The sequence below is a fragment of the Fibrisoma limi BUZ 3 genome, from assembly GCF_000296815.2.
Classification (GTDB): domain Bacteria; phylum Bacteroidota; class Bacteroidia; order Cytophagales; family Spirosomataceae; genus Fibrisoma; species Fibrisoma limi.
Window position 1 is genome coordinate 729690 of record NZ_CAIT01000006.1, and the last position, 14117, is coordinate 743806.

Genomic DNA, 14117 nt, shown 5'->3' on the forward strand with positions numbered 1-14117 from the left:
AACTACCGGCTTATGAAAAAGTTATAATTTGTGGTTTACTTATTGCTATTCAACAGGTTAGGCGTCGAGGAGGTCGCGTTGGTTTCGCAGCCGCAATTCTTGCCGCATCCGCCGGTCTTAGGCCGGGCAAGGCTCTGCATCGCCCGACGTACGAGGTAGCCGACGGCCACCAGAAAAACCAGAAGAATGATGAGTTCCTGCATACAAATGGATAAAGCCTATAAACACACGGCTTTCCCTGTCTAACGACTTTTTATACCCATCCGTTCCGCTCGGCCAGCCGATAAATGTGCTGGTAGTGGTGTTCGCCATGCCAGGCATATAGCCCGATTACGTCCGACAGGATATACTGGCGCTGCGCAGCGGGGTGGAAATACGTTCGCTGCAAATCGGTTTCCGTCAGCGCGTCGAGGATAGTGGCCCAGCGTTCGTGCAGGTTGCGCAGAATCACCAGCGACAGCGCAATGTCGAGCGTTGAATCCGGCAGTTTGGCCCATTCCTTCTCCTCGTAGGGCGAGATCGTCGGGTTATCCTCCGTCAGGGCCAGCTTGGTCCGCACGTAGGCGTTGATGTGGCTGTCGGCGATGTGGTGAACCAACTGACGAACGGTCCAGCCATCGGGTCGGTAGGGGGTGTCGAGCCGGTCGTCGCCCCATTTGCCAACCAGTTCGGTCAGTACAATAGGAAAATCGCGGATAACCCCAATGAGCTGTTTGCTCTGCTCAAATGAAATTGGCTGATTGTGATCGTAGTGGCCGATCGGGTAGCGGAGAACATCAATATCCTGCATGAGAGTACGTTGCTTTACCTATAAAAAATGCGCCAGCGCTCCAAATAAGCATTTCTTCCCAGCATCTCCAAATAGAAAACCGGTCAGGGCGCTGCCTTCTTATCTACCCGTTCGGGCCGATTTTGTTTAAGCCGGTTGGCTGGCGGTGTCTGCCGGTTGAGTGCCTTCTTTTGCTGGTTCGTGGCTAAGTTGATTGGTGACTCGTCAAATCCCGCTCATTTTTGGCCTGATTAATGATAGGAACTAGCTCATAGCGACGATATAACGCATTCTCTCTCTCTAATTGATCATGAAACAAGCACTGCTTCTGGCCCTGATCGGCTCAGGGTGCTGGCTGGCTGCCCGGCCGACGGATGTCCTTTCGCAGACCGGCGTTACGCTGGAAACTATACGCCAGCACGCGGTCACGAACCTTAATGAAAACCAATCGTTTACTTTTAGTAGTACCGCTACCATGCGCAAACTGGCCCGTCGGCTGCCGAAAGGATCGCAGGCAACCGTCGTTCGGTCGCTGGGGCGGGTGGTACGATCCTACGTAGAAACCGAAACCTTTCAGACCGAGTATGTAAACTGGCTCCGGGCAAAATACCCGATGGATGAGACGTACAGCGATGAACAAATCGACCGCCTGGAAATCCGTGTTCATCAACTGGAAGTGCAGGCCTCCCAGCAGCAAAGTGCCGAGCAGCGGAGACTGTCGGAGCTGGAACCAGCTACGTTACTGAAAACGGTGCGGGGACAACTCCAGCAGCAGGAGCAGGAACTGGCCAAGTTGAGTGCCAGCGACCGGGCCCGCCGGGCAATGGAGATTGGTAAGGTAAGGCGGATGATACTCGCCACTGAGGGTAAACCCGACGAGTTTAAAAAGCAGTATCTGGCTTATCAGGTTCAGCTCAGCAGGCAACAAACAGCCCGTACCCTCGCCGACGAACAGCAGCGTCTGGCCGAGGCCAAAGAACGGAATCGAGTCTATCGGAGTCAGAAAGCGGCCTTCGAAGCCCAGGAGAATCACCAGGCCCTGCTACGGAAACGACTGAGCGACTTCATTGCCCTGTGCGATGAGGTGAAATTCGACGCCAGGGTTACCAACCGGGGCCGCACGCAGGAGTTTGCTGAAGATAGGTATCGCCGGAAATCCGCAGACTGGAAGTTCCTGTACCGCCTGGGCCGGGAACCGGTCATGGAAGCGCGGGCTTTCGCGCAGGAGTGGCTCGCGGATTTGCAGAAAGTTTCCGCGTAGGGCTGTGCTTTATTTCATTACTGAGTATGACTGCCCCTTACTGCGTATTACCCCAAACCCCTGAAGGGGCTTAGCGCTGCTAGGTCAAGATTCCACTTTTAGCAGCGCTAAGCCCCTTCAGGGGTTTGGGGTAATGTATCAGAACCACGTTTTATGATGGCCCTACGTTTAGGCCTGCCAGAATTCACGAACGACCTGCTGTAGCTCCGGATGAACGCCACAACCCGCGATCACATCGCCCCGGAACAGGAACTCGTCGCCCCCGTCGAAGTCGGTCACGATCCCGCCGGCTTCGCGGACGAGCAGCACCCCGGCGGCCATGTCCCACGAGTTCAGGTTATACTCGTAAAAGCCTTCGAACCGGCCGCAGGCTACGTAGGCAAGGTCGATGGCGGCCGATCCCATCCGACGCAGGCCGTGCGACCGCTGCATCAGCGATTGCAGGATCTGGAGGTATTTCTGCATCTGGTCGAAGCTGAAGTACGGAAAGCCCGTCGCAATCAGGCTCTGCCCCAGTTGCGTTGCGGGCGACACCTGAATTGGGTTGCCGTTGCAGTACGCACCACCGCCCTGCCAGGCCGAGAAACACTCGTCGCGACTGGGGTCGTAGATAACGCCGGCGATGGGCGTTTTGCCCTGGGCCAGCCCTACGCTCACCGAATAAACGGGCAGGTTATGGATGAAATTGGTCGTACCGTCGAGCGGGTCGATGATCCAGTTCAGCGCCGTTGGGTCGGCCTGGGTGCCGGTGGTACCTTCTTCGGTGATAAATCCGGCTTCGGGCAGTAGTTCGTGCAGCCGGGCGACCAGTTGCTTTTCGGCTTCCTTATCGACGTAGGAAACCAGGTTATTCAGGCCCTTGTACTCAATCGCATCGTTCGAAAACCGAAGGCGTTCGTTGCGGATAAACAGACCGGCTTCCAGAGCGATGGTACACATGTCGCGGGTGAGCGCGGCTAAATCGTTGGTCATAAACGGGAGTAACGGTTTACAGTATACAGTTTACTGTTTTCGGTGGTTAGCCGGGTGTTGATGTCAGGGGTGTTCGTCAGTTGGGATATCGTCCGTTTCAGGTCGCAGCTCAATGCCGTCGTAGATAGCCCTAACAGTCAGTTCAAAATCAAGTCGTGGGAAAACAACAATATCGTCTAAAGATTCATAAATCGTATTGATCCATTCATCAGTTTGTTCAATTCGGCTAAAGAGTTCAACGGTTGTCGAGTACTGATCTATTAGTACGTAATACCAAAGAGACGGAAGCTTTCGGTAGTTTCTCCACTTTAAGCCCCGGTCTATATGAGCTGTTGATTTTGATAAAACTTCGACAAGAATGCGTGGTTGTCGAATTAAATACTGCTCACCTCGTAAGTCGAATGGATGGCAAGTGACAATTACGTCGGGGTATGGAATATAAACCCCTCGAATCACTTCTACTTTAACACTCTCCGAAAAAACCTGGCAGCCGCGAGGTCGGAAGTGTCGCTTTAGAAGGTCTTTTACATTATCAACTAATAAGTTGTGGGTTAGTGTCGTACCCGCCATGGCGTTCACCTCGCCATTGTAAAATTCATGACGGACCTCGCTTTTCTCTTCTAATCGAAGGTACTCGTCGACGGTGAGTCGGTTCGATTGATTCGGTGAGTTCGTAAGCATCTGGCAAGAACTGAGGGTAGCAGAATACATTTGGGCTGTCCGGACCAGAGGCACTGGTCCGGACAGCCTGATACACTACGCCATGATCCGCCCCAGCGAATTATCGTACAGATCTCTGGCCTCGGCCGAGGTCAGGATGGTCTGGTCGTTGATGACGAAATCGGTGGCCGTTACCTGTCCCAGCCTGACGAATGTCTGGCCTTCGTTGAAGTAACCTTCCACTTCGTGCAGTTTATCCGGCGATACCGTGATCACGACGCGGCTCTGGCTCTCCCCGAACAGGAAGGCATCCGTCCGGTAGCGGTCTACGGTATCGATCTGGAAGCCTTTGTTGCCCGCCATCGCCGATTCGGCCAGGGCGACAAACAGGCCGCCGTCTGATACGTCGTGGGCGGACTTGATCCAGCCGTTCCGGATCAATGTCTTGATGGCTTCCTGCACGCGCCACTCGGTTTCGAAATCGAACAGCGGGGCAGGGGAGGCTTTCACCTTGCGGTACGAGTACAGGTACTCCGACGAGGCAATGTCGTCGGTCGGGGGGCCGACGAGATAGATCCAGTCGCCTTCCGCTTTGAAATTCAGCGTCATCTGGTGGCTCGGGTCTTCCATCAGCCCCAGCATACCGATGGTGGGCGTCGGGAAGACCGGGCCGTCGTCGGAGCTTTGGTTGTAGAAACTCACGTTACCGCCCGTCACCGGCGTGCTGAACCGGCGGCAGGCTTCGCCCATGCCCTGCACGGCTTCCACAAACTGCCAGTAGACTTCCGGTACGTACGGGTTGCCGAAATTCAGGTTGTTCGTGACGGCCAGCGGCTCACCCCCCGAGCAAACGATGTTGCGGGCGGCTTCGGCGACGGCAATCATTGCACCGCGCCGGGGATTGGCGTTAACGTAGCGGCTGTTGCAGTCGACGGTGATTACGATGGACTTGTTGCTTAGACCAGTTTCCGGCGTTTTGATACGTACCACGGCCGCATCCGACGGGGCGTTGGTGCCTCGGTTGGCCGTACCGACCATCGAGTCGTATTGTTCGTACACCCACCGACGCGAGCAGATGTTCGGGTGCGACAGCAGATGCCGCGCTACGTCGGCGATTTCGTCGGTCTCAACATCATCGACATCCTCGGGGTCGAACTCCTCAAATTCCTTGATGTAGGCTGGCTCGCGGTATTCGCGGTGGTACTGCGGAGCGCCCCCGCCCAGCACGAGGTCATGCGCCGGTACGTCGGCCACCAGTTCGCCGTGTCGGTAGAAATGCAGGCGACCTACGCCATCCGGACCGGGAGCCGTTACTTCGCCGATCTGGGAGCAGTTCAGGTCCCACTTGTCGAAAATCTGGTTGATAACGTCCTCTTTGCCTTTCTCGATCACGACCAGCATCCGCTCCTGCGACTCCGACAGCAGAATCTCGAACGGCTGCATGTTGGGCTGGCGCATCGGTACCTTATCGAGGTCGATGATCATGCCGTGTTCGCCTTTCGCGCTCATTTCGGAGGTCGAGCAGATGATCCCGGCTGCCCCCATATCCTGAATACCGATTACGTGGCCGGTGGCAATAATCTCCAGCGTGGCTTCCAGCAGTAGCTTCTCCATGAACGGGTCGCCAACCTGCACGGCGGGCAGTTTCTCCGTCGATTTGTCGCTGATGTCCTCCGACGCGAACGTAGCGCCGTGGATACCGTCCTTCCCCGTGGCCGAGCCGACGATGAACACCGGATTGCCCACGCCGTAGGACGTCGCTTTGGCGACTTTGCCGACTTCCACGATCCCGGCCGAGAAGGCGTTCACGAGCGGGTTCGTATTATAACACTCGTCGAAATAGATCTCGCCCCCCACGGTCGGGATGCCGAACGCGTTGCCGTAGTCGCCGATGCCTTTCACGACGCCCCGCAGCAGCCGGCGGGTTTTTGGCAGGTTCAGGTCCCCGAAGCGGAGGGAGTTCAATTGGGCGATAGGCCGGGCACCCATCGTAAAAATATCGCGGTTGATCCCGCCCACGCCCGTAGCGGCTCCCTGGTAGGGTTCGAGCGCCGAGGGGTGGTTGTGCGACTCAATCTTGAACGAACACGCCAGGCCGTCGCCGATGTCGACCAGTCCGGCGTTTTCTTCGCCTGCCTTGGCCAGCATCCGGTCCGAATCGCGGGGGAGGGTTTTGAGCCAGACGATCGAGTTCTTATAGGAACAGTGTTCGGACCACATTACCGAGAAAATACTGAGTTCGGTAAAATTGGGCTGGCGACCCAGGATTTGCCCGATGCGATCAAATTCTTCAGGCAGCACGCCCAGTTTGCGGGCGGTTTCGACGGTTGGGAGCGGACCGACGTTCGGCGATTCGGTGATTTCCATAAAAGCGAAAGAGTGAATGAGCGAAAGAGTGAAAGGGCGGTTGGTGTTTGCAAAAACTCCAGCGGTGCCGTGAACAGTCGAAAGGGCTGATACTGAGTACCTCGCTCTTTCGCTCATTCACTCTTTCACTCTTTAGACATCCAAAATTACGGTTTTTAGCCAAAAAACGGGGTTGGGGGGTTGACAAATGTGGAAAGAGCCGTATATTTGCACCCACAAATCACCACGAAGAGGGATGGCGGAGTGGTCGATCGCGGCAGTCTTGAAAACTGTTGACTGTAACAGGTCCGGGGGTTCGAATCCCTCTCCCTCTGCAAAACCTCCAAATTTTACGAAATTTGGAGGTTTTTTATTAAATATAGATAATATATTCCTTTTAATCTTGTCTAAATCTGCTTGATCGTTGCTATAAATACACATTCACATTGTAAAACCCTTTTACGTCAAATATGAGTTCTATTGCATACGCTGATGCTCCTTTTGATTTTATTCAAAGTAATCTAAGTAGTCATTTTGTATTACTAGTTACGGCCACTGCAACAGAAACAAAGCATTTACATGGACAGCTTACAGCTATTCAAAAAGATCTTATTTATAAAATTCATAAGGGTAGTTTGACATATTTTATAGGTAAGCTTGGCTTATATAACATTATTCATGTACAATGCGGGATGGGAACTTCTTCTAGAGATGCTTCAATTGTTACTATAAAGGATGCTATTAACGATTTAAAACCCAAAGTGATTGTGATGGTAGGAATAGCATTCGGAACTAATAAGAAAGAACAGCAAATCGGTGATGTACTAGTTTCAGAAGTTATTTTGCCATATGAATTCAAACGAGTAGGCGAGAAGTATGATATTCAAAGATCAGGTCATGCCTATGCCAGCCAGATTTTGGTAAATAGGTTCAAAAGTAATTTTGATTGGGAGTATAATTTACCAAATGGAAAAAAAGCTGATTTAAAAGTAGGAGATATATTATCGGGTGATAAATTAATAGATAATAAAAGCTTTAGAGATAATTTAGTTAAATCCTTTCCGACAGCTAAAGGTGGAGAGATGGAAGGTGCTGGATTATTTTCAGCAGCAAATTCTAAAGCAGAGTGGATACTAATAAAAGGGATTTGTGATTTTGCTGATGGAAGAAAATCAACAAATAAAAAGGAAAACCAAGCTATTGCAATTGAAGCGGCAATTTCAGCTTCAATGATTTTATTTAACTCACCTTATGCCTTTGATGGAATAGGTATTGAGGTAGCGCAAAACGATAAAAAAAAGAATCAATTGAAGTTAGTAACGCTGAAGATATTTTATTTGATATATATAGTTTAGAGAATGAGCCATTTTATTTAAAAAGAGAAAAAGATGAGTATTTTACACGAAAAATTACAAGTCACAGTATATGGCTACATGGTAATTCTGGATCGGGGAAGACTAATCTAGCTATTAGAAATCTTTTATATAATAATAAAAAGGTTTTTCAGATAAATTTGGCTGGTTGTATAAGTTCAGGTGTTGATTCTTTCATCAAAGAGATATATTTTGAATTAGCGAATATACTTGAGGTTAATGTCGAGAGCCCCAAAACTGATTCCTTCTTAGAGTACATGAGAGCATTATTTAGTATACTGAATAAAAATCTAGCTGGTCAAGAAGCTTATATTCTATTAGAAGAAGTACCTATTTGTGAGGGAGATAACTTAAAAGAATTTACTGAGAAGATAATACAGCTTATTAACGTAAAAACACAAGAGAAAAGTTTATCAAAGATTAAATTTATTGTATCCTCAATAGATAATCCAATGATTTATATTAATAGGTTTCAAGTTAAGGTAACTCAATATTTAAAGTTTATTGAAATTACTTATTGGCCCGAAGAGGAGATAAGATCTTTAAATCAATTATTACAAACACAATTGTCTGTAAGATTAGATGACACATTTAATTCTAAACTAATTGTTAAATCAAAAGGGTGTCCTAGATTCATAAAAGCATTTTACAGGAATTTAATCTCAATAAGTACCTCAGAATCTGAATCTTTGGAAATTGCACTAAGAGAGACTACGCACGACTTTTATTATTTATAATATGGAAAAGGTGCTTAAACCATATACTATCATTCCAAACTCTTTATATGTAGAGAGAGAAGCTGATAGACAGCTAAAGAGAATTATTGAAGATATGGGAAGACCTGGATACGTTTTAGTCTCTAGGCAAATGGGAAAAACTAACTTGCTAATACATTCAAAAAGACAATATCAGGGTGGAAAAGATATTTTTGTTTATATAGATCTATCCAATCCTTTTGATACAGCAAAAGAATGCTTTGAAAATATTATCGATACTATTATTGATACTACTGATCTTTTAAGTGAAGATCATTTAAATGAAATTAATACAGTAAGACTGAATAAGAATCAATTACCACCTCATAAAGTTCATTTAAATGAGCTAAGAGTTGTTTTGAATTCCATTGAAGGAAAGTTAGTTATTATTCTTGATGAAATTGATGCTTTAACTAGAAGTTCATACTCGGATTTAATTTTCTCTCAGATAAGAAGCATTTATTTTTCCAGAATTAACTACCAAGAACTTAATAGGCTTACTTATATATTATCAGGAGTAGTAGAGCCCACAGAAATCATAAAAGACCCTAAAATATCACCTTTTAATATTGGTCAAAAAATATTTTTAAATGATTTTTCATTTGAAGAGTTTACATTGTTGGTGAATAAGGCAAAACTTGAAGTTAGTTATGAAGTATTGGAAAGGATATTTTATTGGACTAATGGCAATCCAAGAATGTCTTGGGACCTATGTTCTGAAGTTGAGAACCTACTAATTAATAAAAATATTGAGCCAAAGGACGTCGATGATTTAGTACAAATACATTATTTAACTTCTTACGATAAACCACCTATTGATAATATTAGAGAGTTAGTAAAAAAAGATAAAAATATTAGAAACTCTTTAATTGAAATTAATTATAATAAAAGTAAGAATATTTCTGACAGTAACAAATCTAAACTATATTTAGCTGGTATTGTTAATTATCGTGAGGACGATATTAAGATTAAAAATCCTATCATATCAGAAGCTCTTAACTTAGCTTGGATTAATCAAGTTGAAGTTGAGGAAAAAGGAGCTATTGATTATGCTATTGATTTATGTGTAAATGAACGCTATGATGAAGCTTTAGCTGCTTTTGAAAATTTTTTAATTAATAATACATTTCCTAGTGATAAAAGATCAGTTGCATACTTTTATATGGGGAAAGCGTACTTAGCTAATGGACGCTATGATAAGGCACTTGAATGCTTGAATCTTACTAATTTTAATAATACTGATAGCCATCAAATATATCTATATAATACTGTTCGGCTTACACAAGGCAAAGCTTATTTCTTTATTGGAAAATATGAAGAAAGTTTGGCTGTATTGAAAAGTATTATTAATACAAATAAGAAAGATGATGTTTATATAACAGCATTAATTAATTACGCTTCTTTCTTAACTGCTAATAGACAACTAGATGAGCCAAAGAAAATATATAATGATTTAATCAATGAAAATTTTTATAAAGATATATCTATAAAAGAAGAGATTATTAAAGATATACAGTCACTGGCTTTCTTTAATTTAGGAAGTATTTATATAATTGAAGGTCAATTTGAACTTGCAGTAAAATCATTGAGAAGTTCAATTGAATTTTCTCCTGATTATTATAAACCAGTTAAATACATCACTCTTTACAAGCTTCTAGATGATGAAGTTGAAAAGCAGGCATTACTACATAATGTAGTTGATTTAATAATTACAAAACAGTTTGTTCCATCCAAATATGTTATAGATAAACCACATAATTACAATCTTAATACGTTAAATTTGATTCTTTTATATACATATAATATTAGCCCAAATAGTTTATTTATAAAAATATATAATTATATCAATAATGGCAAACATTCATTAGGAAATAGTCTTTTAAATTTAATAACTTTTGCTCTTCAAAATGAAGAAATAAGCATTGGACTTTTAATTTTAAAAAATCTATATGATAATCTTGAAGATTCAAAATTTGGACTTAATGATGAAGAAAAATTAGTTATTGTTAAATTACATTTGAATATAACTAAACAAGTAGATGTGAAAGCTTCTAATATTTATATTAGCTTATTTATAAAATTGGAGCCTAAATCTCTTGATATATATGATTTTTATATATTTATGAGTAGGCTTATGAACTCTTTGAGTAATTCTAACTTTACTGAATTTTTAAATTTAGTAGAGGTATTATACTCTTATAAGAAAAAAGTCGACAAAGAGACTTATCCAAACTATCTATTGGTTCAAAACCTAGAGCTTCAGTACTATACAATCACTAATAATGAACTTAAGCGTTTTGAAATTGCTAGAAGTATCTTGGCATTCTTAGAAAGAGAATCTTTTGAGGAATTAGCTAATAAAACTTTGTTAACGGTTTCTGCATTAGAGATGATTCGAAAAAGTGCATTAAATGCAATTAATATTGGACAGCTCATGAAAGCTCCGATTAAATTCTCAAAAATTTATAATAGAAATGAAATTGTTAAGGTTAGATATAAAAATGGTATAGTTAAAGAAGTAAAATATAAAAAAGTAATTGAAGATTTAAACAACGGTAGTTGTATAATTGTTGATGAGTGAGGAATGCTGTATTTTATTAGCTTCTTTACTCGTCACGATAAAGTTTGCTGATATGTATTTTTGTAGCTTCTTTGATGCGCTTTTGTATATTTGTAACGTTAGTAAGCTGTATTATTTTTTATACTTTTAAATTTTTTCATTGCAGTGTAGGTCAATCTTTAGGTAATAAACTCTTTATCTTCTTCGTTCGGCCCGTAAAAACATGAAATACTGTATGGCTTTGGTCTTCCATTGGGAAAGCACTGTTTGAGCTTGTGAAGGTCAAATTAATTAAAATTGGAAATAGCTAACCTTGCAACTCACACCCAGGGCGACTCGACGTTATATCTCGTGCGAAGGTGCAACCGGGTGACCTCGCTGATGACCCGAATCACATCTGCGTATTCCAGTTTGTATTGTTTGGACAGGGCTTTACCCAGGGAGTGGGTCAGGATTGATCTGGCCTGAGCATTTCGGCTGGACGATAAATCCCCGATCATAGAAACCCCATTGCCGAACAGCTCACTGATTTCGTCGTAGCTCACAAAGGAGTAGGGAGCCGTGTGTTTAGGCGCAAGCTGCTGCGATTCGGCTAACCGTTCCGCTATTTCGTCGTTCCAGAGTCTGGCCAGACAAACAAACTCACTGCTGTAGCTGGGGTGGTGGTAGAGTTCGTCAATTAACCGCTGATGGCCCGCCAGTATTTCCTCTACAACGGCCGGGTTCGATAAGTCCCGGTACCACCAGTTAGCCGGGTTTGCTTTTTCGGCCGCATAACGCGCTTGGTAGCACGTTTTAAACACCGCCAGCAGCGATGCGTACCTGTTTTTAGTATCGCCTTCCAGTAGCTGGAACGTACGGCTCAGTTTGGAATTCGACATATACATTCTCCTGACAACAGCCGGAGGAGGAACGCGCTTCGTTTCCTGTAAAAGTGCCTGCTCAACGCGGGCCTCGTCGGGTTCAATCCGCCAAAGGAACAAGCAAAGCTCATCCAGTTGTCTATACTGGGTGAGTTCATCCACTTGCTCAAACAATTCGAGCAGGTGGATTGCCGCATAAAGACCCTGCCCGAATTGGCAGATGGTTATTTCCTCTTCCAGGCTCATGATGCTGTTGTTGACGTGACTTTTTATAAAGATAACATGAATTATAGACAATTTTCCAAGCTTGATTGAGCATTTTATTATCCCGGCGCCCTGTAAGTACCCCTAATCTCAGACAGTACCAATTAGAGTTTCTTCGTTTTCAATCACCCTGCTTTTCCACTCTTCGGGCGTGAGATTACCCAATGACTCATGGGGTCTTCTTAGATTATATTCCTCTATCCAATCGCTCGTCAATTGCCGGACCTGTTCAAGGTCAAAAAATAGGTAAGCATCCAAAATAGCCTCCCGGTATAGTCGATTGAACCGTTCAACGTACCCATTTTGCATCGGTTTGCCTGGCTGGATGTATTGAATCTCAATCTTCTCGCCCCTACACCAAAGCTCAAAATCACCCGAAGTAAATTCCGGGCCATTGTCGGTTCGAATGGTCTTGGGCTTTCCTCGTTCTTTTATCACCCGTTCCAACGTTCGGATGATCCTTTTGCTGGAAAGTGAGGTGTCGATCTCAATCGCCAGCACCTCCCTCGTACAATCATCGATGACGTTGAACGTCCGGAATTTACGGTTACCTACCATCGTATCACTCATGAAATCCATACTCCAACTGCTGTTAATTGCGGTCTGTTGTTGCAGCGGATGCTTCACTCGAGTTGGCAGCCTACGCTTCCCCTTACGTTTTCTATTCAGCTTGAGCAGTTTATAAATCCTATACACCTTTTTATGATTCCAGGTCTGGCCAGATCTTCGGATATAGGCAAACAGTTTCCGGAACCCATACGAAGGATGGGCAAAAGCCAAATCCTGCAATACCTCAATCACAGCCGTATCATCCTTCCTGGTGTTATAATAGAATTGCGAACGCGGTAAAGACACTAGCTGACAGGCCCTGCTCACGGGAATAGCGTGCTCCTGAACAATCTCCTCGGCTAATTGCCTTTTGGTGGCAGGGCCCAACCTTTTTTTGTGAACAGATCCTTCAGGATTTGATTGTCCATCGCCAGATCAGCGTACATCTTCTTCAAGCGAGCGTTCTCCTCTTCGAGGTCTTTGAGCCGTTTGACATCGGAAGCTTCCATACCACCATACTTGCTCTTCCAATTATAAAAAGTAGCTTCAGAAATGCCATGTTCGCGGCAAATTTCCTTGGTGGGGATGCCATTCTCCTGCTGCTTAAGGATTTTGACAATTTGGGATTCGGTGAATCGGGTCTTTTTCATGGGAATCAGTTTAAAATTAGCATTTTTCTCTAATTCAAAACTGTCCGAATTTTAGGGATACTTACAGCCCGGGTTCCAGTGCGGGTAAAGAACCGTAGCATATCGATTGAGCCAGCAGCGGGGCCGTACCCCAGGACCTGAATAACTTTAACCCTACTCAAACCGTTAGCCTACTACATTGTTCTGCTGTAGCTGTGCGACGCATACCGCCTTTTCTCCACGTGGCCGCCAACGCGTTCACCAACCTGAAAGCGAACGACCCGATTCGCATGGCCGCGGCTACGGCGTTTTTTGCCTTCTTTGCCCTGCCCGCTATCGTTATCATTCTGACGCAGTTGTACGGTGAACTGCTGACCGGCGACGAGCGGTGGGTGCGGTGGCAGTTGTTTCGGAAACTGGCGGAGGTCTTCGGTCGGCCCAGCGCCCGCCAGCTTCGGGATATTTCCCGGAGTCTTCAGCAATCCCGCTCGTCCGGGTTGTCGACGCTGGTCAGCGTGTTTGTCCTGCTGCTGGCGTCCACGACCATGTTCATGATCATCAAGAACTCGATCAATCAGCTCTGGAACGTCCGGGCAACCCCGCAGCGTCGCGTGTGGAATGCCCTGGCCGATCGGCTGATTGCGCTGGGGGTCATTGTGCTGACGGGCTTTCTGTTCACGGCGTCGCTGGCCCTGCAGCGAGTACTGGCAACGGTTATCGACCCCGGTAGTACTGCCGCCACCTGGCTCAGCACGATACAGGATCATGGGTTGTCGGTACTGATCCTGACGATCTGGTTTGGAGTTGTCTTTAAATACCTGCCCGATGTCCGGATCGACTGGCGGGCGGTTTGGGTAGGGGCGCTGGTAACGGGCGTACTGGTCGAGATCGGCGAATTCGTCCTGGCCCGCCTGTTGATCAACAGCGCCGTAGGAAGCCTGTACGGGTCGGCCGGGGCCATTACGCTGGTGCTGCTGTTCGTGTTCTATTGTTCGCTTATTTTCTACTATGGGGCCAGTTTCACCCGCCAGTACGCCCAGTGGAAAAGACTGGACGCCCGCCCGAAACCCCATTCGGTCACGTACCAGATCCGGGAAGTGGATGAGTAACGCGCAA

12 protein-coding genes and 1 tRNA gene are annotated in these 14117 nt (G+C 45.8%); 6 read left to right on the top strand and 7 right to left on the bottom strand.

The genetic code is table 11. The features are described from left to right. Positions 1-35: 35 nt before the first annotated feature. Positions 36-203: a FeoB-associated Cys-rich membrane protein gene (locus BN8_RS32450; RefSeq protein WP_009281938.1), complete on the bottom strand. Its 168-nt coding sequence runs from the start codon at positions 201-203 to the stop codon at positions 36-38. A gap of 50 nt (positions 204-253) precedes the next feature. Continuing rightward, complete coding sequence (locus BN8_RS11000; RefSeq protein WP_009281939.1) at positions 254-790, bottom strand: YfiT family bacillithiol transferase; 537 nt, start codon at positions 788-790, stop codon at positions 254-256. A gap of 289 nt (positions 791-1079) precedes the next feature. Between BN8_RS11000 and BN8_RS11005 the strand changes: the two genes are divergently transcribed. After that, positions 1080-2030: a hypothetical protein gene (locus BN8_RS11005; protein ID WP_009281940.1), complete on the top strand. Its 951-nt coding sequence runs from the start codon at positions 1080-1082 to the stop codon at positions 2028-2030. A gap of 168 nt (positions 2031-2198) precedes the next feature. Here BN8_RS11005 and BN8_RS11010 read toward each other — a convergent pair whose 3' ends face one another. From BN8_RS11010 to purL, 3 genes are all read right to left on the bottom strand, one after another. Continuing rightward, positions 2199-3002 (bottom strand): inositol monophosphatase family protein, encoded by an 804-nt coding sequence (locus BN8_RS11010; protein WP_009281941.1) that lies wholly within the window; start codon positions 3000-3002, stop codon positions 2199-2201. 63 nt (positions 3003-3065) lie between these two features. Continuing rightward, positions 3066-3683 carry a Uma2 family endonuclease gene (locus tag BN8_RS11015; protein ID WP_040005737.1) on the bottom strand — a complete coding sequence of 206 codons (618 nt, stop codon included), beginning with the start codon at positions 3681-3683 and terminating at the stop codon, positions 3066-3068. Positions 3684-3758: 75 nt separating this feature from the next. Next, a complete protein-coding gene (gene purL / locus BN8_RS11020; protein WP_040005738.1) occupies positions 3759-6029 on the bottom strand; it encodes a phosphoribosylformylglycinamidine synthase subunit PurL in 2271 nt (756 codons plus the stop codon). A 229-nt stretch (positions 6030-6258) separates the two neighbouring features. On the opposite strand from purL, the gene BN8_RS11025 reads away from it, so the two are divergent. The 4 genes from BN8_RS11025 to BN8_RS11040 all read left to right on the top strand — a co-directional run bounded on the left by BN8_RS11025 (position 6259) and on the right by BN8_RS11040 (position 10717). Then, positions 6259-6343: transfer RNA gene (locus BN8_RS11025), tRNA-Ser, on the top strand. Between the two features lie 135 nt (positions 6344-6478). Continuing rightward, positions 6479-7363 (top strand): 5'-methylthioadenosine/S-adenosylhomocysteine nucleosidase family protein, encoded by an 885-nt coding sequence (locus BN8_RS11030; RefSeq protein ID WP_009281944.1) that lies wholly within the window; start codon positions 6479-6481, stop codon positions 7361-7363. Positions 7364-7638: 275 nt separating this feature from the next. Continuing rightward, positions 7639-8118 (top strand): hypothetical protein, encoded by a 480-nt coding sequence (locus tag BN8_RS11035; protein WP_144051646.1) that lies wholly within the window; start codon positions 7639-7641, stop codon positions 8116-8118. A 1-nt stretch (position 8119) separates the two neighbouring features. Next, complete coding sequence (locus BN8_RS11040; protein ID WP_009281946.1) at positions 8120-10717, top strand: AAA-like domain-containing protein; 2598 nt, start codon at positions 8120-8122, stop codon at positions 10715-10717. A gap of 299 nt (positions 10718-11016) precedes the next feature. Here BN8_RS11040 and BN8_RS11045 read toward each other — a convergent pair whose 3' ends face one another. Then, positions 11017-11805, bottom strand: a complete 789-nt coding sequence (locus BN8_RS11045) for a DUF5958 family protein (RefSeq protein WP_009281947.1) — start codon at positions 11803-11805, stop codon at positions 11017-11019. 108 nt (positions 11806-11913) lie between these two features. Then, positions 11914-13022, bottom strand: a protein-coding gene (locus BN8_RS11050; RefSeq protein ID WP_374755517.1) for an IS3 family transposase whose coding sequence is annotated in 2 segments (ribosomal slippage) — positions 11914-12761 and positions 12761-13022 — 1110 coding nt in all. Because the reading frame shifts where the segments join, the coding sequence is not laid out codon by codon here. A 194-nt stretch (positions 13023-13216) separates the two neighbouring features. Between BN8_RS11050 and BN8_RS11060 the strand changes: the two genes are divergently transcribed. Beyond that, positions 13217-14110: a YihY/virulence factor BrkB family protein gene (locus tag BN8_RS11060; RefSeq protein WP_009281948.1), complete on the top strand. Its 894-nt coding sequence runs from the start codon at positions 13217-13219 to the stop codon at positions 14108-14110. The last annotated feature ends 7 nt before the right edge of the window (positions 14111-14117 follow it).

Bases quoted from the DNA above. Each gene is read 5' to 3' on its own strand.
- BN8_RS32450 (WP_009281938.1), bottom strand. From the start codon at position 203: ATGCAGGAACTCATCATTCTTCTGGTTTTTCTGGTGGCCGTCGGCTAC.
- BN8_RS11000 (WP_009281939.1), bottom strand. From the start codon at position 790: ATGCAGGATATTGATGTTCTCCGCTACCCGATCGGCCACTACGATCAC.
- BN8_RS11005 (WP_009281940.1), top strand. From the start codon at position 1,080: ATGAAACAAGCACTGCTTCTGGCCCTGATCGGCTCAGGGTGCTGGCTG.
- BN8_RS11010 (WP_009281941.1), bottom strand. From the start codon at position 3,002: ATGACCAACGATTTAGCCGCGCTCACCCGCGACATGTGTACCATCGCT.
- BN8_RS11015 (WP_040005737.1), bottom strand. From the start codon at position 3,683: ATGCTTACGAACTCACCGAATCAATCGAACCGACTCACCGTCGACGAG.
- purL (WP_040005738.1), bottom strand. From the start codon at position 6,029: ATGGAAATCACCGAATCGCCGAACGTCGGTCCGCTCCCAACCGTCGAA.
- BN8_RS11030 (WP_009281944.1), top strand. From the start codon at position 6,479: ATGAGTTCTATTGCATACGCTGATGCTCCTTTTGATTTTATTCAAAGT.
- BN8_RS11035 (WP_144051646.1), top strand. From the start codon at position 7,639: ATGAGAGCATTATTTAGTATACTGAATAAAAATCTAGCTGGTCAAGAA.
- BN8_RS11040 (WP_009281946.1), top strand. From the start codon at position 8,120: ATGGAAAAGGTGCTTAAACCATATACTATCATTCCAAACTCTTTATAT.
- BN8_RS11045 (WP_009281947.1), bottom strand. From the start codon at position 11,805: ATGAGCCTGGAAGAGGAAATAACCATCTGCCAATTCGGGCAGGGTCTT.